12 protein-coding genes, 1 tRNA gene and 2 pseudogenes are annotated in these 20,767 nt (G+C 53.3%); 13 read left to right on the top strand and 2 right to left on the bottom strand.

The features are described 5' to 3' along the window. Nucleotides 1-19: 19 nt before the first annotated feature. Nucleotides 20-487 carry a YaiI/YqxD family protein gene (locus ACZ1HF_RS02735; RefSeq protein WP_472656066.1) on the top strand — a complete coding sequence of 156 codons (468 nt, stop codon included), beginning with the start codon at nucleotides 20-22 and terminating at the stop codon, nucleotides 485-487. A gap of 228 nt (nucleotides 488-715) precedes the next feature. On the opposite strand, the gene ACZ1HF_RS02730 is transcribed toward ACZ1HF_RS02735, so the two are convergent. Both ACZ1HF_RS02730 and ACZ1HF_RS02725 read right to left on the bottom strand, forming a co-directional pair. Next, entirely contained in the window at nucleotides 716-1,429 is a 714-nt protein-coding gene (locus tag ACZ1HF_RS02730; RefSeq protein WP_472656065.1) for an RlmE family RNA methyltransferase, read from the bottom strand. Between the two features lie 70 nt (nucleotides 1,430-1,499). Then, nucleotides 1,500-2,642, bottom strand: a complete 1,143-nt coding sequence (locus tag ACZ1HF_RS02725; RefSeq protein ID WP_472656064.1) for a Ppx/GppA phosphatase family protein — start codon at nucleotides 2,640-2,642, stop codon at nucleotides 1,500-1,502. Nucleotides 2,643-2,898: 256 nt separating this feature from the next. Between ACZ1HF_RS02725 and ACZ1HF_RS02720 the strand changes: the two are divergent. From ACZ1HF_RS02720 to ACZ1HF_RS02665, 12 genes and pseudogenes are all read left to right on the top strand, one after another. Next, nucleotides 2,899-3,197: pseudogene (locus ACZ1HF_RS02720) on the top strand (virulence factor). 19 nt (nucleotides 3,198-3,216) lie between these two features. Then, entirely contained in the window at nucleotides 3,217-4,137 is a 921-nt protein-coding gene (locus tag ACZ1HF_RS02715) for a methylenetetrahydrofolate reductase (protein ID WP_472656063.1), read from the top strand. Next, nucleotides 4,137-5,221 (top strand): annotated as a pseudogene (locus ACZ1HF_RS02710) (methyltetrahydrofolate cobalamin methyltransferase). Before ACZ1HF_RS02715 ends, ACZ1HF_RS02710 begins: the two are co-directional and overlap by 1 nt. Before the next feature lie 35 nt (nucleotides 5,222-5,256). Beyond that, complete coding sequence (locus ACZ1HF_RS02705; RefSeq protein ID WP_472656062.1) at nucleotides 5,257-5,487, top strand: N-(5'-phosphoribosyl)anthranilate isomerase; 231 nt, start codon at nucleotides 5,257-5,259, stop codon at nucleotides 5,485-5,487. A 165-nt stretch (nucleotides 5,488-5,652) separates the two neighbouring features. After that, entirely contained in the window at nucleotides 5,653-7,668 is a 2,016-nt protein-coding gene (locus tag ACZ1HF_RS02700; RefSeq protein WP_472656061.1) for an ASKHA domain-containing protein, read from the top strand. Nucleotides 7,669-7,702: 34 nt separating this feature from the next. Further along, nucleotides 7,703-7,776 (top strand) — tRNA-Gly (locus ACZ1HF_RS02695). A gap of 495 nt (nucleotides 7,777-8,271) precedes the next feature. After that, complete coding sequence (locus ACZ1HF_RS02690) at nucleotides 8,272-8,661, top strand: helix-turn-helix transcriptional regulator (protein WP_472656060.1); 390 nt, start codon at nucleotides 8,272-8,274, stop codon at nucleotides 8,659-8,661. Then, the gene (locus ACZ1HF_RS02685) at nucleotides 8,661-9,896 is read left to right on the top strand and encodes a type II toxin-antitoxin system HipA family toxin (protein WP_472656059.1); all 1,236 of its coding nucleotides are present in this window, start codon (nucleotides 8,661-8,663) and stop codon (nucleotides 9,894-9,896) included. Before ACZ1HF_RS02690 ends, ACZ1HF_RS02685 begins: the two co-directional genes overlap by 1 nt. 73 nt (nucleotides 9,897-9,969) lie before the next feature. Further along, on the top strand, nucleotides 9,970-12,177 hold the full coding sequence (locus ACZ1HF_RS02680; protein ID WP_472656058.1) for an ATP-dependent nuclease: 2,208 nt from the start codon (nucleotides 9,970-9,972) through the stop codon (nucleotides 12,175-12,177). Next, entirely contained in the window at nucleotides 12,174-14,072 is a 1,899-nt protein-coding gene (locus ACZ1HF_RS02675; protein WP_472656057.1) for a UvrD-helicase domain-containing protein, read from the top strand. Before ACZ1HF_RS02680 ends, ACZ1HF_RS02675 begins: the two co-directional genes overlap by 4 nt. Before the next feature lie 167 nt (nucleotides 14,073-14,239). Continuing rightward, complete coding sequence (locus tag ACZ1HF_RS02670) at nucleotides 14,240-18,304, top strand: Eco57I restriction-modification methylase domain-containing protein (RefSeq protein WP_472656056.1); 4,065 nt, start codon at nucleotides 14,240-14,242, stop codon at nucleotides 18,302-18,304. Continuing rightward, on the top strand, nucleotides 18,301-20,547 hold the full coding sequence (locus ACZ1HF_RS02665) for an ATP-binding protein (protein ID WP_472656055.1): 2,247 nt from the start codon (nucleotides 18,301-18,303) through the stop codon (nucleotides 20,545-20,547). Before ACZ1HF_RS02670 ends, ACZ1HF_RS02665 begins: the two co-directional genes overlap by 4 nt. The last annotated feature ends 220 nt before the right edge of the window (nucleotides 20,548-20,767 follow it).

Raw genomic sequence — 20,767 nt, 5'->3', positions numbered from 1 at the left:
TCACATAAACGGAGCCTTCATGCCTCTTTCTATTCTGGTCGATGCCGATGCCTGCCCTGTGAAAGAGGAAATATACAAGGTGGCCTACCGCCTTAAAGTTCCTGTTACACTGGTGGCCAATAGCTACCTGCGCACGCCCGCACATCCGCTCATTTCGATGCAGATGGTATCAGACGGGTTCGACGCCGCCGATGACTGGATTTACGAGCACAGCAATGCGCAAACATTGGTGGTCACAGCGGATATTTTGCTGGCAGGCCGATGCCTTGAAAAAGACGCGACAGTTCTGTCCCCAGCAGGCAAACCTTTTACCACCGCTAATATCGGCGGTGCCATCGCCACGCGCGCGATCATGGCCGATCTGCGGGCCGGGTTAGAGCAGACAGGCGGCCCTGCGCCTTTTTCTGCTAAAGACCGATCGCAGTTTCTCAATGCCCTTGATCGAGAACTCGGGCGGTTAAAACGCGAAGCAAATGCATCAAAGTAAATATCACTTCATGTTTATAAGAAGGAACCAATTAAGGCCATTTCAGAACAAAACCCAAGATTCTTGTCCAAAACCAGCCATTGTGGACACAATATAATCATAACCGGACAATAATACTGACATAAGCATACAATAGACCTGCCTTTGGTCGGTGCCGTTGGGGTATCTGGTGCCACTCACAGTGTAAAGCGTTCCGGTATCGACCACCTACCTCACCTGCAAAAAGTCTTAGCCCCTGAACCCGGTGGCCACGACAAATTTCTCGGAACTGTCAGACCGGCTTGCAGGTGGCTTGAAATTCGCCACTTTGGTAAATTTCTGCTTTAGCAATTTTTGCAAATCACCCTCTGCGCCGCCGGCCAGAACTTTTGCAACAAACGTCCCACCTTCTTCCAGTACGTCAAAGGCAAAATGTGCTGCGACCTCACACAATGCAATGATCCGCAAGTGGTCAGTCTGCTTATGACCCGAGCTTGCCGCAGCCATATCGCTCATCACCACATCTGCCTTACTGCCCAGCCAGTCCTTGACCTTTTGATCAGCCCCATCTTCCATAAAGTCGAGGACATGCAATTCTGCCCCTGGAATCGGGTCGACCTCTTGCAAATCGATCCCAAGAACGTAGCCTTGCGCTTTGCTGGCGCGTTCGCCCAAAGCATTCACCCGCTTGACGGCGACCTGACACCAGCCACCAGGCGCGCATCCCAGATCAACCACCCGCGCGCCGGGTAATAAAAACCGGTACTTATCGTCAATCTCAAGGATCTTGTAAGCCGCCCGCCCCCGCATGCCTTCTGCTTTGGCGCGCTTGACATAAGGGTCATTGAGCTGCCGTTCCAGCCAACGGGTCGAGGACAAGCTGCGCCCACGGGCGGTCTTGACCTTGACCGTCAGATCGCGCTGCCCGCGCCCGCTTGTATTGCGTGTCGTCTTCTTGGCCATCACTTCGGGCTTTCCATCTTTGTAGATATAGTCTTGTTGAAGGCATCCCTTACACGATCAAACCGCTGGATCAATAAGGCCCTTCTTCCAGCACACCGTCGCTACTCATCTGAGCATAAAGCAACCCTTCGCGCAGCCCACGATCCGCAACAGACAAACGGTCCGTTGGCCAGACCCGAAGCAGGGCTTGTAAAATAGCCGCTCCTGACATGATCAGGGCTTGCCGGTCCTTACCGATACGCGGATCAGCGCGACGCCCTTCCGGACCCATATGCAGATAGCTCTGGATCACATGATCAATCTGATCCGAGGTCATCCGCAACCCATCCACCTTGTTGCGATCATAGCGTTTTAGCCCCAGATGGCTGGCAGCCAAAGTCGTTACTGTGCCAGAGGTGCCGATAATCTGAAATCCTTCGCGCACCTGATCAACCTCGTGATAAGGCGTGAATTCCGACAGGTTTTCCTCGAAAAACCAGCTCATCAGGGCAAAGCCTGCTGCATCATCATTCACATCATTGAACTGATCGCGCAGGGTTGCCACGCCCAAAGGCACGGAGATCCAATCCACCACCCGCGCTGCCGGGAAGCTGCTGTCTTTCGGATCAAACCCCGTATGCAGCCGCATAATCGCCCTTGGCCGGTCGACACGTGGTACGCGGGACAGATCGATCCAGACCAATTCAGTCGAACCGCCGCCAATATCAACCACCAACAATTGTTCTGTTTTCACTGACACCAGTGGCGCGCAACTGATCACCGCCAGACGTGCTTCTTCCTCGGGCTCAATAATCTCAAGGGCAAGCCCCGTTTCCCGCTCCACCAGTTTAATGAACTCAGATGCGTTGGTTGCGCGCCGACACGCTTCGGTTGCAACCAGCCGCATACGTCGCACATTATGGTGGCGCAGCTTCTTTTGGCAGATTTTCAATGCACCCACCGTGCGGGCCATAGAACCGCGGTTTAGAAGACCCGATGCCTCAAGACCCGCGCCAAGTTGCACGGATTTTGAGAAACTATCGACCACATGGAATTGGCTGCCTTTCGGTTGCGCAATCAGCATCCGACAGGAATTGGTCCCCAGATCCAGCGCTGCATACAGATCAGCCGGGTCAGGTTCACCCAAAGGTGGCAAGTCGTGTGCGGGCCGCGCGACCGGGGCCAGCCCCGGTTTTACAAACGGGCCCGCGCTATGTGGCGATTTATCCGCCATGACGCTTGGGCCTTTCAAAAACTTGATTTATCCACAAGGTAAACACAGGTCTGTTCTGACGCAAGTTTTGTGATCACCAGATTTCATAAATTTTATGAGATATTTGAAGGTCAGCCCCTATAGCCTCATCCGACATCACACGATAATCCATATGGATGCTCACGTCGCAACATGACGCGGGATTGTCGAAATTGTCCGGTAGCTGCATTTATGTTGCTCTAGGCTGATCTAAAGTTCTGAGAGGAATAGAAACAAAATGCCCGACGTGACGATCGTTTACTGGCGCGACATTCCTGCACAAATTATCGTTGGCAAAGGCCGACGCGGGGCCAAAATGCCCCTGCCTGAACGGTTTGAACAAGCAATAGACCGTGTTGCTATGAAAATTGGGGCCAAAGACGCAGACGCTTATATGGCAGACTGGCGCAAAGCGCCTGCCTACAGCGTCGAGGGGGACCCCAAGATGTCGCAAAAGCCGAAGCTGCACGTCTGGATACAGAATATGACGCAGAGAAGATCAAGGCGCTGATCGCCAATGACGGCAATGCGGTTTGAGCATATAAGGAGCAGGCTGATGGCACTTCTGAATTTCAAACGCACGGTCGAACCAACTACGAATGGCGATCTTGAAGCGTTTCTCAAAGGCTATTCCATCGAGGTCATGCCCAGAACAGCAGAAAAAGTCGAAGATTTCCGCGAGCTGCTGCCGGAAGGAACGCGAGTCTACATCGCCCATATCGACGGCACACCGATCGAAGACATGGTTGCAACCGCCGCCCGCCTTGCAAAAGACGGCTACAAGGTGATGCCCCATTTCCCTGCGCGGATTATCAAGGATAGCGATAAACTTGCTGATTGGATCGCCCGCTATCAAGGCGAAGCCGGTGTCGATCAGGCGCTGCTACTTGCAGGCGGCGTGGCTGAACCGCACGGCGCTTTCCACAGCTCTATGCAGCTTCTTGAGACAGGTTTATTTGGCAATTTCGTACGGCTTCATGTCGCCGGCCACCCGGAAGGCAACCGCGACATTGATCCCGATGGGTCTATGAAAAATGTTGAGGAAGCTCTTCTGTGGAAGCAGAAATTCTCGGACACAACAGATGCGCATATGGCGCTGGCAACGCAATTTGCCTTTGATGCCAAGCCAGTGATCGCATGGGTGGATGCGCTGCGCGACGCGGGTATCACATTGCCAATCCATATTGGTGCAGCTGGTCCTGCCAAACTGCAAACGCTGATCAAATTCGCTATTGCCTGCGGCGTCGGCCCTTCTCTGAAAGTGCTGCAAAAGCGCGCTATGGATGTTACAAAACTTCTGTTGCCCTATACGCCTGATACATTCTTGGCCGAACTCGCAGCGCATAAAGCTGCGAACCCTGACTTCAATATCGAGGCCGTGCATTTCTTTCCCCTTGGCGGGATCAAGACCAATGCCACATGGGCAATCGAAAACGGCGGCACCTCCGCCATTCCAGCTGCAGAGAAAGATCAATAATGACCCGCACCATTCTGGAATCAAAAACAAAAACCGTTGTAATAGGGTTTGATGAACCCTTTTGCGTCATTGGAGAACGGATCAATCCAACCGGTCGCAAAAAGCTGGCCGCAGAGCTGGAACAAGGTGACTTTTCCACTGTCGAAGCGGACGCCGTAGCACAGGTTGCCGCCGGAGCGAATGTGCTGGATGTCAATTCCGGTGCCGTTTTTACCAATAAGATGGCCGAAGACCCGCGCTACGCTGACAATAATTTCGTCGAACCCCCTTTGATGAAAGAAATGATCGAGCGCGTGCAGGCGCTTGTGGACGTTCCTCTGTGCATCGACTCATCTGTCCCAGGCGCCTTGGAAAATGGTCTTGCAGCCGCTGGGGTCGCCCCCTGCTCAACTCGGTCACGGGTGAGGAAGAACGTCTGGAGCTCGTCCTTCCTCTTGTTAAGAAGTACAATGTGCCGGTCGTGGCAATCTCGAACGACGATACAGGCATTTCGGAAGACCCGGACATCCGCTTTGCGGTTGCAAAGAAGATTGTTGAACGTGCTGCCGATTTTGGCATCCCGGCCCATGATATTGTCGTCGACCCGCTTGTTATGCCCGTTGGCGCGATGGGCACTGCGGGCCTACAAGTCTTTACGCTTGTGCGTCGTTTGCGTGAAGAACTTGGGGTAAACACCACATGCGGCGCGTCAAATATCAGCTTCGGTCTGCCGAACCGACACGGCATCAACAATGCCTTTCTGCCCATGGCAATGACGGCTGGCATGACGTCTGCCATCATGAACCCGATTGCTTTGCCAGTTGGCCCGCTGAAATTGAAGGAAAAACGCGATGCATTGGCGGCGGCCGGCATTATCGTGCCGGAAGATATTGATCCTGAAATCCTTGCACAGCTTACCGGAATGGGCTCAACAAAACCGCGCCCCGGCAAAGAAATGGAAGCCATTCGTGCCGCGAATTTCCTGATGGATCAGGATCCATCAGGATCTGCATGGATCGCATTCAACAAAGCCACCAACGCTGATGGATCAGCCGCCGCAGAGCGAGGCGGACGTGCTGGCGGGCGAAGACGTCGCAGAGCATAACCGAAGGTTAAGTTTTGTCAGGTCTTTTACGGTTGATGGAAGATTTCAAGAATCGCATTGATCCCGACGGGTGGGTCCGTCTGGTTTTCAGCGCCAAAGCCGCCCGCACCGGCGGTGTTGTCAGGCGCTCTGCCAAATGGGTCGAACGCGAAGTTGGACGTAAGAAATTTGAGGCCGAGGTGCGCAAGCGCGGATTTCATATGATAGAATGCGGTGGCCAGCTGATCGTTATTTGCAACAAAGGCGGCCTGCGCGTTGTTTGTTAAAGAACTCTTTATCAAGTATCTTGTACGATTTTTCGTAGAAAAATCGTGAATAGGCTTTGCAAAAAGCAAACTGCAACACAGACAGCCCCGCCGACACCGCAGAACGTCATTGCATCCACGCGGGCAAGTCCTAAAACCGACAGCAGGTAAGCAAAGGCAGATCTCATGGCCGATCCTCTCGTTATTTTCACCCCTTCCGGCAAACGCGGGCGGTTCGCAGTTGGTACGCCCGTTTTGACCGCTGCACAGCAACTGGGCGTGGATCTGGATTCTGTCTGTGGCGGGCGCGGGATTTGTTCAAAATGTCAAATTACGCCCTCTTATGGTGAATTTTCCAAACATGGCGTGAGCGTTCAGGAAAACGCGTTGTCAGAATGGAACAGTGTTGAGCAACGTTATGACGACAAGCGCGGCTTGCAAAAAGGCCGCCGCCTTGGGTGTCAGGCCACCATCCAAGATGACGTCGTCATAGACGTGCCCGAAAGTTCACAGGTTCACCGTCAGGTCGTGCGTAAACGCGCCGAGGCACGCGACATCACCATGGCCCCCGCGATCAAGCTGTTTTATGTCGAGGTCGAGCAGCCCGATATGCACGATCCCTCCGGTGATCTTGAACGTCTGATCAAATCGCTGCGTGCCGACTGGCAACTACCACACCTGACCGCTGATTTTTCTATTCTACGCGGTCTTCAACCAACTCTTCGTAAGGGCGGCTGGAAAATCACCTGCGCTGTCCACCTTGAAGAAAACCGCATTATTCACCTGTGGCCCGGCTTTTATGAAGGCTCCATCTATGGTCTTGCCATAGACCTCGGCTCCACCACTATTGCAGCTCATTTATGCGATCTGCAAACGGGGGAGATCACAGCGTCCGCTGGCATCATGAACCCGCAAATCCGTTTCGGCGAAGACCTGATGAGCCGCGTCAGCTATTCGATGATGAACCCCGGCGGCGATCTGGAAATGACCAAAACCGTGCGCGACGGGATCAACACCCTGATTTCGGACATCGCTGGGGAAGGCCAAATTGATCCCGCATATATCATGGACGTTGTTTTGGTGTGCAATCCGGTCATGCACCACCTATTGCTGGGCATTGACCCGTTTGAGCTGGGTCAGGCGCCTTTCGCACTTGCCACCTCGGATGCGCTCAACCTTCGGGCAACGGATCTCTCGCTGAAGCTCAACCCAGCAAGCCGCGTCTATATCCTACCCTGTATCGCAGGGCATGTGGGCGCGGACGCCGCTGCGGTCGCCCTGTCAGAAGCCCCTGACAAATCCGACGATCTTGTCCTTGTGGTTGATGTCGGCACCAACGCTGAAATCCTGCTTGGGAACAGGGAAAAGGTTCTTGCCTGCTCGTCCCCGACCGGGCCTGCCTTTGAAGGGGCTCAAATCAGTTCCGGGCAGCGCGCAGCCCCCGGCGCTATCGAACGGGTCGAGATAGACCCCACCACGAAGGAGCCGCGCTTCAAGGTCATCGGGTCTGATCTGTGGTCCGATCAGGCCGGTTTTGACGATGTGGTCGAAACCACAGGCATCACCGGCATCTGCGGCTCCGGTATCATCGAGATGGTGGCAGAGATGCGTCTTGCAGGTCTGCTTGATGGTCCCGGTTTGATCGGCTCGCCCGAGCAAACTGGCACCGCACGCTGTTTTCAGGACGGCCGGACCTACAGCTACCTCGTTTGGGAGGATGAGGCCCGCAAAATCACTGTGACCAACCGCGATATCCGCGAAATACAGATGGCCAAAGCCGCGCTCTATTCCGGCGCACGGCTGCTGATGGATAAGTTCGGCGTCGATAAAGTCGACCGCGTTGTTCTGGCTGGCGCGTTCGGCGCGCATATCTCGCCGAAACACGCGATGGTTCTTGGCATGATCCCAGATGCTCCGCTGGACAAGGTCACAAGTGCTGGTAATGCCGCTGGCACAGGCGCACGCATCGCTCTGCTGAACACCAAAGCCCGACGCGATATTGAAGCTACAGTCCAGAGCATCCACAAGATTGAAACAGCCATCGAGCCCCGCTTTCAGGAACATTTTGTCAACGCTTCAAACATCCCCAACGCGGTCGAACCATTTCCCATCCTGAATTCAATCGTCACCCTGCCCGATGTCAACTTCAACACAGGTGGTGGTGAGACACCCAACCGCCGAAGACGCCGCCGTACCTCTTGACGATGCCCGAACCATCGCATAGCTCACATCCAGCGCGGGTATGGTGAAAAGGTATCACGAAAGCTTCCCAAGCTTCAGTTACGGGTTCGATTCCCGTTACCCGCTCCAGCGTCGTTCTGTGGAACGTCAAATGACCTTGAGCTTCATGTCATAAGACCTATCGGGGCTTCCGCTCTGCCGACAGCCCGGCCCGCAGGGCGACGCCCACCTGTGCTTCTCGGCGATACAAAAACTCCAGCTTCAGGCCGTGAAGTGGGAGGATTGGTATCTCGCGGTTCCCTGAGCGGCGAGGTCCAGGCTTTCAATCGGTCGGAGGCGGATGCGTGGTCTTGCGGAAACATGTTGCGATGTCCGCACCATGCCCGGACTTAAGAATATGAGTTACAGCTGCAGATCGTCGGAACTTGTCGATCATTCGGGGGCATGGTCTCTAGTCGACGGCATCAAACCTCCGGCACAACACTCGGGAAGACGTGTCCGAAGCATGCTACATATTTCGGACACAGCATGACTATCGGGCGGCCCCCTAGCGCGAGGTTGCTTTGAAACGCTTTTTGCTCTAACAGTCATATTTGACGGTTAAATATATATTGGACGTCAAATATGGCGGTTAAGGTAAACTCAGTAAGCGCACGACGAGCACTTGAATCCATGGGTTCGAACGTCAAGACTGCACGTTTGAAGCGCCGGATCTCCGTGAAGGGTTTCGCGGAACGGGTCGGTGTGTCCGAAAGCACGATCGCGCGTCTCGAAAAGGGCGATGATGGCGTGAGCATTGGCACGCTGGCGATGGCCTGTCTCGTCCTTGGTGAGATCGACCGCATATCCGATTTTCTTGATGCTGGCTCAGACGATACTGGCCTGCTTCTCGACAAAGAGGCGCTTCCCAAGCGGATCGACCGCAAGCGAACAACCGGTCAGACTGTGAGCAAGAAAGGCCAATCTCAACCCGTCTCTGACAGCGATGATGATGATGAAGGGGTCGGTTTCTGATGCCGGAAGCGATCGTCGCCCTTGGGGAAGGTAAGCGTGTCGTCGGCCGTCTACGCTTTGAGAGTGACGGCCGGCGTCAGCATTCGCAGTTTGAATATGCCTACGAATGGCTGATCGCACCTGACCGTTTCGCGCTGTCGCCCGGATTGCCGCTACGTGAAGGCAGCCACTTCAGCACCGGCAAGGAGGACAAGCGTTCGGCATTGTCCGGATGCTTTGCCGACGCTGCGCCGGATTCGTGGGGGCGGGCTTTGATGACCAAGGCGCTCGGTGGAGGTCTCAGCGAGTTCGATTATCTGGTGCTGTCCGATGACCGCACACGGCAGGGCGCGTTACGGTTTCTCGGAGAAGACATGGAGCCGCTGTCCGACCTAACGCCTCCGATCCCGCGTTTGGTCGAACTTGAACGGTTGCGTGGGCTTGCCCAGCGGTTCGAGCGCGATCCCAGTGGCGCAGAGGAAGAGGCGCGTGATCTGGCCGGTGTCGCCGGATCGCTTGGTGGTGCGCGCCCGAAGGCCAATGTCGAGGGCGATGGCCACCTCTGGATTGCGAAGTTCACCTCCGCACAGGATACGAAACCGATCGAACGCGCCGAGGTCGCCACCTTGAAACTCGCAGCCATGTGCGGACTGCGGGTTGCCGAGGCGAAGCTGGAATTGCGGGACAGTGACAGCCCGATCGCGCTCATACGGCGGTTCGACCGCCGCGGCGAGACGCGCATCCCCTATATTTCAGCGAGAACCGCGCTGGACTGGCAGGGCGACGAAGGCGGCTACTACACGGATATCGCCGATGTGATCCGGCAGATTTCCAGCAAGCCCGTGGATGACCTGCATGAGCTCTGGCGGCGGATCGTCTTCACCATCCTCGTGTCGAACAAAGACGATCACCTGAAAAACCACGGCTTTATTTACGCGGGTGGAGACAGATGGCGGCTGTCACCAGCGTTCGACATCAATCCCTCACCGTCACGGCACAGGATTTTGGAAACGGGTATCGTTCAAGGCGGTTCGTTCGATGCCTCGCTCGATATCGCACTGGACGCCTGTGAGTTTTTCGATCTTGAACCAACCGCGGCTAGGCAAGGAGCATTTGAGATAGCTGAAATAACAACAAAGCAATGGAAACAGGCCTTGCGCGATGAAGGTGCATCACCTGGAGAAGTGCGGACATATGATAATGCATTCGAACACGCAGAAAGCGAGAAGGCTCTGAAGTTGACTGACTATACGTAAGATCTGAATAGTCGAGCTTGGGGTAAGGGTCGCTTTGTAGCTATCGTTCAGGTGAGCAAAAGGAACAAAAACAATGCACATCGATACTTTGCGAATTCGAAACTTTCGACGTCTTAAAGATGTGCAGATTAACTTGGCGTCTGATCTCTCTATTTTCGTTGGAGCAAACAATAGCGGAAAGACCTCGGCTTCGGCCGCTCTCCAACTTTTTATGGCTGCCTCTCGTGAACGGTTCTCGGTACATGATTTCAGCGCTGAATCATGGGCAGAGATGAACGCCTTCGGCGAGGGTGTGGACGGTGCAAATCTCCCAACCATATCGCTCGACCTTTGGTTTCATGTTCAAGCTCAAGATCTTCATCGCGTTGTCAATCTGTTGCCAAGTCTCGCCTGGGAAGGAAACCTTGTCGGCATCCGCGTCGAGTTCGCGCCAATCGATGCGGCCTCACTTCTTGCCAATTTCAGCGAGGCCCGAGAAAGAGCGCGCGCCAACATTCGCCCGGGTGCGAACGGCGAGGCCGACTATCATCCAGAACCGAGAACGCTACATGACTATTTGGCGGCCAATCTGAAACTGGAATATGAGCTGCGATATTATGTCTTGGATCATGCGCAATTTGATGCGGAATTCAATGAAGCCGCCGGTTACACGCCGCTCCTGTTGACTCCTGACAAGGGGCGAAGCGGGAAGGACATTTTGAGTTCGCTACTGCGTGTCGATTTTTTGCATGCGCAACGTCATCTTGCAGATGCCGCGGCAGGCAGTCGCGTGGAAGAGCTTTCGCGATGCTTGAGCCGATTTTATGACAGAAATCTGGAGAAGCGCGGCGACGACTTTGATGCGATTCGTGCACTGGCGGATTCTGAGGCTATGCTCAATGACCACCTTCAACGCGTGTTCGAACCAACATTGAGTCGACTCAGTACCCTTGGATATCCTGGACTTTCCAATCCACGGCTATTGATTAAGTCGGCGCTTAACCCAGCGACGATTATGAGCAGTCATGATGGCGCGCGCGTTCATTACGCACTCGGCGATCCCGAAGAAGGCATTGATCCTCCGACACTTCCAGACCGCTACAACGGGCTGGGTTTCAAGAATCTTATCTACATGGTGGTCGAACTCCTCGATCTTCATGCCCAATGGATGGACATAGAAGAAAACAGGCCTCCGCTTCATCTCGTTTTCGTGGAAGAACCGGAAGCACATCTTCACGCGCAACTTCAGCAAGTGTTTATCCGCAAGGTCTTCGATATCCTTGCCGTGGAAGGCGAAGAGCGCGAAAACCATTCAAGCCAGCTGGTAGTCACCACACATTCGCCGCACATCCTTTATGAGCGCGGATTTCGACCGATCCGTTATTTTCGGCGAAACACAACGGCGGCGGGTCAATCTTCAGATGTGCTCAATTTGTCAGCGTTTTATGATCAGACAGCCAATCCAACTCGAGACTTTCTAGAGAGATATCTGAAGCTTACGCACTGTGATTTGTTCTTCGCAGATGCCGCAGTGTTGGTGGAAGGCAATGTGGAGCGGCTGTTGTTGCCACAGATGATCGAAATGGCTGAGCCCCGTCTCCAGTCCGCTTATCTGAGCATACTAGAAATTGGCGGAGCCTTCGGTCATCGGTTTCGCACGTTGATCGAGTTTCTGGGAATAACCGCGCTCATCGTCACGGATATCGACAGTGTAAGAGCTGGCATCGATGATGCGGCGGTTGAAGAGGAAGGGCCGCATGATGATCAGGAAGAAGGTGGTCCGGGAAGCACCTGTATGGTGCATGTTGCGGATGCTGTAACGTCCAACCAGACACTTATCCAATGGTTGCCCGCGCGCACAACGATTGCAGAATTATTGGGTGCCACAGACGATCAAAGGACTCAGACCCGTGCCGAGAACGGTAATGCTTTGGTGCGCATAACATATCAGACCGTTGTTGACGTCAACTGGTCCGCCGAACACCAGTTGATGGCGGGTCGCACACTTGAAGAGGCGCTCGCGCTTGAAAATTTGGATTGGTGTCAGGATGTAGCGCGCGCCGACCTCAAGCTGCGCATACGTGGGGGCGACGGTCTAACGATCGACCAACTCGCTGAGCGCTTGCACAAGCGGATCAAGGGATCCAGCTTCAACAAAACTGACTTCGCGCTGGCGCTTCTCGCGCAGGACCCTCAAACGTGGATTGTGCCACGTTATATAGCCGAAGGGCTTCATTGGCTGGCGGACGAAATCACGCCAACTTTGCCGCAAGTTGAGGGCGAAGAAGGAGTGGCTGCATGACCAATCGTATCGGGCAGCCGGATACGGATGCCGACCGGAAGCTGCGCGAATGCCTCGATCAGCAACCGTTGACAAACTTCGTGATGGTGGCAGGAGCGGGTTCTGGGAAGACGACGTCTCTCGTGAAGGCGCTTGCTCACCTTTCAACGACTCGCGCAGCCGAATTACGAAGACGAGGCCAACAGATCGCTTGCATAACTTATACGGACATTGCGGTTGGTGAAATATGGGGTGACGTGGGCAATGACAGCCTGTTCCACGTCTCGACAATTCATAGCTTTCTCTGGACGATTGTAAGTCCGTTTCAGCAAGATCTGAAGCTTTGGGTGGAAGGGCGTATTGAAGAAAAGATTGCCAAAGCACAGGAGCGCTTGGACAACCCGAGGACGCGCGCTAACACTCGCGAAAACTTGGCTCGAGATTTGGAACGCTATCAACGTCAGAGTCAGGCGCTCGCGGACGTAAGCCGGTTTAAGTACGGCACCGGCAGCGATTATGCCAATGGCGTATTGGGTCATGACGATATCCTGAAGATTGGCCCGGCATTGATCGAGGAACGGCCTCTACTGCGAACACTCGTTGCCAATCGGTTTCCGTTCATTTTCGTTGACGAGAGCCAGGATACTAGTCCGATCTTCGTTGCTGCTCTAAGGCAGATAGCTGAAACTGTGGGCGCACGCTTTTGCTTGGGTTTCTTCGGCGATCCGATGCAGAAAATCTATACAACTGGTGCTGGACCAATTGAGTTGGCTGGTGGCTGGAACGAGATAACAAAGCCAGAAAATTTCCGATGCCCTACAAGTGTCCTTACGTTGATTAACAAAATTCGTGCTGAAGACGATGGACTTCAGCAAACTCGCGGCCGAATGATTGAACGAAATGGGAATCTTGAAGCGGTCGAAGGCTCAGCTCGACTGTTCATTTTTCCATCCGATGATCATAGAACCGAGCGTCTGGCGCAGGTGCGGCAATGGCTTGCGACGGCAAACGACGATCCGCTTTGGCAAAGCGACGATGCCGCTGCCGATGCGCGGGTACTTGTCCTTGTTCACCGCATGGCTGCAAAACGTCTCGGATTTCCCAATCTTTACTCGGCACTCAATGATCAGGCACCAGCCAATCTGAAAGATGGGCTACTGGATGGTACCGCATGGGTTTTGAGGCCCTTCATGACGTTCATGCTCCCACTAGTCAGCGCCGCGGAAGAAAAAGCGGATTTTGAGGTCATCTCCTTGTTGCGTGGGTACTGCCCGCTGCTCGGCAAGGACCGTATTGCGGACCAGGACATCCCAGAGCTGATTAATAGACTACGTAAAGACGTGCCGTGCTTAGTCGAAATGCTTCAGCCGGGAAGTGACGTCACCATCCGGCAGGTGCTTGCATTTTTGAACGAGTGCAACTTGGTAAGTCTCGATGACCGGTTCGCTACCTATCTCGCAAACACTGTTGAAGCTCTGGATGAACTGGAAGTGGGTACTGAAGAAGCAGCTGTAAATGCATTTCTGAATTGCAGAGCGTCAGAACTCTGGGGCTATCGTCAATACATAGAGGATCAATCACCTTTTGCCACCCAACAGGGTATCAAGGGCGCGGAGTTCGAACGAGTGTTGATTGTCCTCGATGACGAGGAAGGCGACTACAACCTGTTTTCCTACGGAAAGTACTTCGGCATCGCGCCGCTTTCAGACACCGACCGGAAACATCTCCAAGAAGGAACAGACTCAGTGTTAGGAAGGACACGACGACTGTTTTATGTGTGTTGTTCACGTGCAGTGAAAGATTTGGCCGTTGTGCTGTTCGTTCCTGATGTCGCTGCGGCCAGGGAGGCTATAGAGGGTAAAGAAATCTTTCCAGCCGCTGACATTTATGAACTTGCTGCCTTGGCTGTGGTCTAGAAGTCTGAATAGGAAACGAAAAGCAGCCTTTCGCTGTCGGTGCAGCGTCCATGTCGGCGTTACGAAATTACGCTCATTGACAGCTCTAGGTATCAGAGGAACTGTTTTGCGAGTGCATCGTGTGTTGTCGACTGCTAGGGTACCAAAAACATTGAGGAAATCGTGAGTTGAGCAGTGAAATCGCAAGCCAGGGCAGTCTATTTACTTCCGACTTTTTGACCGAGACCATTCAGGATATTTCGGAATGGAACGCGCTTGGTGAAGCTGATCTTGATCACTTTGAAGATAGTATTCGAGCTCATTTTGAACTATTTCCAATTTCCCAAACCCCGAACGAGAGCCAGACTGAAGACGATCTGATCTGGCCAATTCTTGAAGCGCTTGGCTGGACAGAGTCCCTTCGCCAGCAAAATCTTTCCCCGAAAGGCCGTGAAGACGTGCCTGATGGATTGCTCTTCGAAAGTGCGGAGAAAAAGGCGAAGGCAAATAGCTTTTCTGAAGAGTGGAAGCGCTACGAGTTTGGCCGTGCCGTCGTCGAATCCAAGAGGTGGGCGCGCCCCCTTGATCGACGATCTGGCAGGCGCGGAGAGGAAACCGCCCCATCGACGCAGATGTTGCGTTACTTGCGCCGCATTGATGACGTAACCAGCGGTACGCTTCGTTGGGGAATTCTGACCAACGGCTCAAAATGGCGGCTCTATTTCTCAGGGGCGCGATCTGTTTCCGAGCAGTTCTTCGAGCTCAACATCGCTGCGATCCTCGATTTGCCTGGGCACAATGACGGTCTTTTCGCCCTTGATGTAGAAGATCGTCGCCATTGGCTGAAGGTGTTTTACCTGATCTTCAGGCGTGAAGCGTTTGTTCTTGCAGGCGCTGAACCTCGCACATTTCATGAAAAAGCCCTTGAAGAGGGGAAGTTCTACGAAGAGCGCGTTGCTGAAGACCTATCCAATAAGGTCTTTGGGGAAGTGTTTCCCATTTTGGTGCGCGCCATCGCGCAGGCCTCTCCCGAGGCCAATCTGCAGAAGGTGCGTGAGGCGGCTTTGATCCTGCTCTACCGTCTCTTATTCATTCTTTACGCTGAAGACCGCGACCTCTTGCCGGTCAAAGATGCCCGCTATGATGATTACGGACTGCGCAACAAGGTGCGCCTCGATGTCAAAGAGCGCAAAGACAAGGGCGATGTTTTCTCAGAGACGGCCTCACGCTACTGGGGCGCAATGGCCGATCTATTCATGGCGATCGACCAAGGGGACGCTTCGATAGGCTTGCCTCCTTACAATGGCGGGCTCTTCGATCAGGAACGTCACTCGATCCTGACAAACATCCGTATCTCCGATGCGGTTATGGCGCGTGTGATCGATGCTCTGTCTTTCGAAAACACCCCAGACGGCCGAAAATATATCAACTACCGCAATCTCTCGGTGCAGCAACTTGGTTCGATCTATGAGCGGCTTCTCGAATACGAGGTAGCGCGCGACGGCGACGAGATCACCATTCAACCGAACATTTTCGCGCGCAAGGGATCGGGCAGCTTTTACACCCCCGATGACCTTGTACAGCTCATCCTAACGGAGACTCTTGAGCCACTTGTTGCAGAACGCAGGCGTGGGTTTTTGGATAAGATCGAAGAGCTGGGCCAAGGCGACCTCGCAGACCATCGCAAGATCGGCCAGCTCAAGCGCCTTGATCCTGCAACTGCGCTTCTCGAACTAAAAATCTGCGATCCTGCCATGGGCTCCGGCCACTTCCTTGTGAGCCTTGTAGACTTCATGGCTGACCAGGTGATCGCAGCAATGGCTGAGGCGGAGCTCGAAGCGCCAGAGGACTGGGGCGACTACATCTCGCCGCTCGGCGAGCGGATCGACACGATCCGGAACACGATCCTTGCCAATGCCGATGAGCGCAACTGGACGATCGACGAGGAACAACTTGACGACCGCCACATCATCCGCCGTATGGTACTGAAGCGCTGCATCTATGGCGTGGACAAGAACCCCATGGCTGTGGAGCTCGCCAAGGTGGCGCTTTGGCTGCACACGTTCACCGTAGGTGCTCCGCTGTCCTTCCTCGATCACCATCTTCGTTGCGGGGACAGCCTGTTCGGTTCTTGGGTGAAACAGGGCATCGACAAAGCGGCGACCTACGGTACGCCGCTCTTACTTCATGAGCCGATGAAGCGTGCTCTGCGGGCGGCATCCAAGATGCAGATCGTCGAAGGGCTGACTGATGCTGAGATCGCCGAAGCGCATCGTTCCGCCGATGTGTTTGCCGAAATTGAGGATATGACCGCGCCGCTTGATGCTCTGTTGAAGCTGATCCACGCGCTCGAATGGCTCGACATCAAGGACAAAAAACAGAAGGCCGCTATCAAAATATTCTTTGACGGCCAGTTCGGCGACCCACTCGATATCGCCATGGGCAAGAAAGGTCCAAAGACCAAGCGCGAGGAGGGACAGCGGTTCGCCGAAATTCTCAAACAGGCCCGCACCCTTATCGCAGAAGAAAATTTCTTAAACTGGCAAGTGGCTTTTCCTGGTATCTGGTCGAATTGGGAAGAGGAGACATTGACTGGCGGGTTTCATGCCGTGATCGGTAACCCACCGTGGGACGTGTTTGAATTTGAGGAACTAAATTGGTTTTCCACTCGTCGACCTGAAATCTCGAATGAGGAAAGTGGAGCAAAGCGTAAGGCGAAGATCAAGGCACTGAGTGAAGCCAACGATCCACTTTGGCAAGACTTTCAAAAAGCTAGTGAGCGGGTGAACGCAGGAGCAAGGATCGCCCGGAAGTCTGGCATCTACGAAAAACTTACCTCCGGAAAACTAAATCTTTACAAGCTTTTCGTTGAGCGCGCTTTCCAGATTGCAATGCGAGATGGTTTTGTCGGGCTTCTCGTGCCGTCCGGTATTGCATCAGATAAAAGCTCGTCTGTCTTTTTCAAAGAAGTGGCGACCCAAGGTAGGCTTAAGACGTTGTATGACTTTGAGAACCGGAAAGTCTTTTTCCCTCATGTCCATGCTTCGTTCAAGTTTTGTGCATTTATCGCTAGCCCCTTTCCTACCGATCATGAAGCCAAATGCGCCTTTTTTCTGAATAGTGTGTCTGCACTTTCCGATCCTGAAGTTTGCTTCACGCTCCGGCCTGAAGATTTTTCTCGTGTGAACCCAAATACGGGGACAGCTCCTATTTTCAGACATCGTCGGGATGCTGAGTTAACGACAAGGATTTACGATGCTGCTCCTGTATTGATCGACAGGTCGTCTGGTGCTGAAGTTAAAATATGGGACGTAACCTACCGTCAAAACTTAAATATGACATCAGATTCCGAGTTGTTCCGAACAAGAATTGAACTTGAGGAAGACGAGGGCGCTTATCAGATCGAACATAATCATTGGGAAAATCCTGAAGGGCGTTGGGTTCCCCTCATTCAGGCAAGAATGATTCATCAATTCGATCATCGGTTTGGAGGCGTAACTAGGCTGGAAGGTAATTTATCTAGCATGATGGGGTCAGAGCGTAGTGCGGTTGAATCAAAGTCTGATCCTGCCTTCTCACCAAGCCCCGCATACTGGGTCCTCGCTTCAAAGACAGAGCTTTCCCAACCGATACCGTATCTGTGTTTTCGCGATATAGCACGAGCCACAGATGTGCGAACAATGATTGCTAGTTTTGCACCGGAAGCCGGGTTCGCGCACCCATTGCCGCTACTACTTTCTACGGACCAGAACCTATTCTTACTCCTAGGAAACTTGAATTCTATTATTGTCGATTACGTTTTGCGGCAGAAAATACAATCAACGCATGTCAGCTTCTACATTCTAGAACAACTCCCGGTAATCCCACCTTATAGGTTCAGTGATACGCGTTTTGGCCCCAAAGCTGCTTCTGAAGTTGTGAGGGAAGCAGTCCTAGAACTGACCTATACTTCCCACGACATGGCCCGCTTCGCCCGAGATATGGGTTATGTGGACGAGGCCGGAGACGTGAAGCCGCCCTATGTTTGGGACGAAGAGCGCCGCCTTGTGCTACGTGCCAAACTCGATGCCGTCTTCTTCCACCTCTACGGCATCACTGATCGCGACGACATCCGCTACATCTACTCAACCTTCCCGATCGTCGAACGCGAAGAGAAGGCAGCTTATGGCGGCACGTATCGCTCGTGCGAACTTTGCCTAGCCTACATGAATGCGCTTGCCTCCGGAAATCCTGATGCGGAGATCAGGCTATGAGTAACATCAATGTTAAACGAGCCGTCGAGAATATTCGTTCAGGAACCAATGTTTACACGCCACTTGTTGAAACGGTCGTGAATGCTATCCAGGCGATTGAGGCTGGATCACGTGAGGACGGGCGAGTCGACATCCTTGTACAGCGTACGAGCCAGCAGGAGCTAGAAGGCGGACAGCCGCCAGTCGAAAGCTTCACTGTTGTCGACAACGGAATCGGTTTCGATGACGAGAACAGAAATTCGTTCGATACGCTTTACTCAGATCACAAGATTGCCCAAGGCGGGAAAGGTTTCGGGCGTTTTACCTGCCTCAAATACTTCGACGACCTTACCATAGAAAGCGTATTTCTAGGTAAAGGCGGCCTCAAAAGGCGCGCCTTCGGTATGGGCAAGCAGACTGACATCATCGTCAATGAAACTGTTGAGGATTGCACCGATGGGGAAATTGGGTCGCGGGTGATGATGCGAAAGGTTAGGCGCCCCTTTCCAGATAAAAAGATCACGACGATAGCGCGAACACTCGTTGAGCGGCTATTGCCCTACTTTATCGACGAAGACTATCAATGCCCCGAGATCGGTATAGCTGAAGAGGATGGTACTGGACGCATCATTTTAAACAACTTCGTGAGCAATCAACTTGCGGCGATGATTCAAGAGATCAAGCTCATAGATGGCGGAATTTCCCTCGGATTGGGCGATAAGGAACAAAAATTTCAAGTTCGTGTCTTCAAGCTCTTTTCGCCAAGAAATCAGAAGAGCAAAATCAGTTTGGTTGCAGATCGGCGGGAAGTGACGGACACCGCTATTCACAGCTTTGTGCCTGAGTTTGTGGATGAATTTTTCGAAGAGCGATCAGTCAGAGGTGATGATCGAGATCGCAACTATATCGTCAAGGCCTATGTGTTCGGTCCATACCTTGATGCAAACGTGTCGCTAGAGCGTGGTGGTTTCGAATTTCCGAAGGGAGACGACCTCTTACATCCAATCTCGCAAACCGAGATCGAGCAGGCGGCTGCGCATATCGCTCGCGATGCATTGGGAGATACGATTACGGCGCGCCAAGAGAAAAAACGCGCCCAGGTTCGGGATTACGTTGAAGCTTCTGCACCGTGGCACCACACAATCGCAGAAGATATTGATCTTTCGTCAATGCCGTACAATCCGTCGCCGGAGCAAATCGAAACAGTTTTTCAAAAAGAGAAATTTAGCCAAGAGGTGGCTATTCGGCAGCAAGTCGATCGGATGCTCGGCGAAACAGATGTGGACGGACTTAAAGACGGCTTGCCCAAGATACTTGATCAAATATCTAAAACGAGCCGGAACGATCTCATCCACTACATTGCCTTGCGCAAGCATGTGCTGACGCTGTTTGGCAAGAGTTTTGAGCTTACGGACAATCAAAAATACCCATCCGAGGGCACAGTTCACGACATCATTTTTCCTCGCAAAGGAGACACGGTCGCAACGGCATATGAGGATCACAATCTTTGGATTATCGATGAGAGGCTCAATTTTACGAATTATGTGAACTCAGACAAACCAATTTCTGGTGGAACCTCTGAGCGCCCAGATTTGATGGTTTTTGACAGGCCAGTTCTATTCAGGGGCGACAACGAGGCAAGTAATCCGATCACTGTTTTTGAATTCAAAAAGCCTGGGCGTGATGATTTTGTGAACCCGTCTTCGAAGGAAGACCCGGTGCAACAGATTATCCGGTACGTAAACAGTGTCAAAAAGGGAAAGTTCAAAACCCCCAAGGGACGGCCGATTTTAGTCGCCGAAAATACGCCGTTCTACGGCTATGTGATGTGCGAGATCACCGAGAAGGTCAAAGAGTGGCTTGAGATGGAAAAGGAATTCACGCCAATGCCTGACGGTGGTGGGTGGTTTCGGTGGTTTGGCAACAACAACCTCTACATGGAAGTTTTGAGCTGGGATACAGGCGCGTTTCAGACGGGCAACATAGGCCGTCTGGTCGATATGGTCGTTGTCCCTCAGCGTGCTGTGGATGTTGATGTAGCGCAGTCCACTTTCGTCGGTCCATGGTCGCAACATGCCATGCTTCATGAAGGTCGAAACGATCCGCCCATGGCTGGCACCGAACGGATTGCTGAGAATAAGGACTGGAAGATGCCAGCCTTCAGGCCCGCGCATGTTGGACTGGATGGTCCACATCATGTCCCAGCCCGCTTTCGTGTAGTTGCCCGCTTCGTCAAAAAAGGCGGCGGTGTAGGTCTTCCCTGAATTGAGGCGTATTGTTTTGTGTCTGAGAACGGTCGAATTTCGACCGACGCGATCCCATCAGGGAACTGAATGCTGATCGTACCTGCGTTCTGGTTTCGGGTGACGTTGGCCTTCCCAAAGGCCATGCAGAGCATCAGGAACAGTTCATTCCCGATCTGAATGCACCCGGCGTGGCTTTCACGGCCCAAGAACACACGGGACCTATGACCTTGCTGGGTGA

This window comes from Litoreibacter sp. GN1-5, assembly GCF_055693805.1.
This window is presented reverse-complemented; position numbering and strand designations above follow the sequence as displayed.

Excerpts from the sequence above, each read along its gene's own strand:
- ACZ1HF_RS02735 (WP_472656066.1), top strand. The coding sequence starts at position 20 with ATGCCTCTTTCTATTCTGGTCGATGCCGATGCCTGCCCTGTGAAAGAG.
- ACZ1HF_RS02730 (WP_472656065.1), bottom strand. The coding sequence starts at position 1,429 with ATGGCCAAGAAGACGACACGCAATACAAGCGGGCGCGGGCAGCGCGAT.
- ACZ1HF_RS02725 (WP_472656064.1), bottom strand. The coding sequence starts at position 2,642 with ATGGCGGATAAATCGCCACATAGCGCGGGCCCGTTTGTAAAACCGGGG.
- ACZ1HF_RS02715 (WP_472656063.1), top strand. The coding sequence starts at position 3,217 with ATGGCACTTCTGAATTTCAAACGCACGGTCGAACCAACTACGAATGGC.
- ACZ1HF_RS02705 (WP_472656062.1), top strand. The coding sequence starts at position 5,257 with ATGGAAGATTTCAAGAATCGCATTGATCCCGACGGGTGGGTCCGTCTG.
- ACZ1HF_RS02700 (WP_472656061.1), top strand. The coding sequence starts at position 5,653 with ATGGCCGATCCTCTCGTTATTTTCACCCCTTCCGGCAAACGCGGGCGG.
- ACZ1HF_RS02690 (WP_472656060.1), top strand. The coding sequence starts at position 8,272 with ATGGCGGTTAAGGTAAACTCAGTAAGCGCACGACGAGCACTTGAATCC.
- ACZ1HF_RS02685 (WP_472656059.1), top strand. The coding sequence starts at position 8,661 with ATGCCGGAAGCGATCGTCGCCCTTGGGGAAGGTAAGCGTGTCGTCGGC.
- ACZ1HF_RS02680 (WP_472656058.1), top strand. The coding sequence starts at position 9,970 with ATGCACATCGATACTTTGCGAATTCGAAACTTTCGACGTCTTAAAGAT.
- ACZ1HF_RS02675 (WP_472656057.1), top strand. The coding sequence starts at position 12,174 with ATGACCAATCGTATCGGGCAGCCGGATACGGATGCCGACCGGAAGCTG.
- ACZ1HF_RS02665 (WP_472656055.1), top strand. The coding sequence starts at position 18,301 with ATGAGTAACATCAATGTTAAACGAGCCGTCGAGAATATTCGTTCAGGA.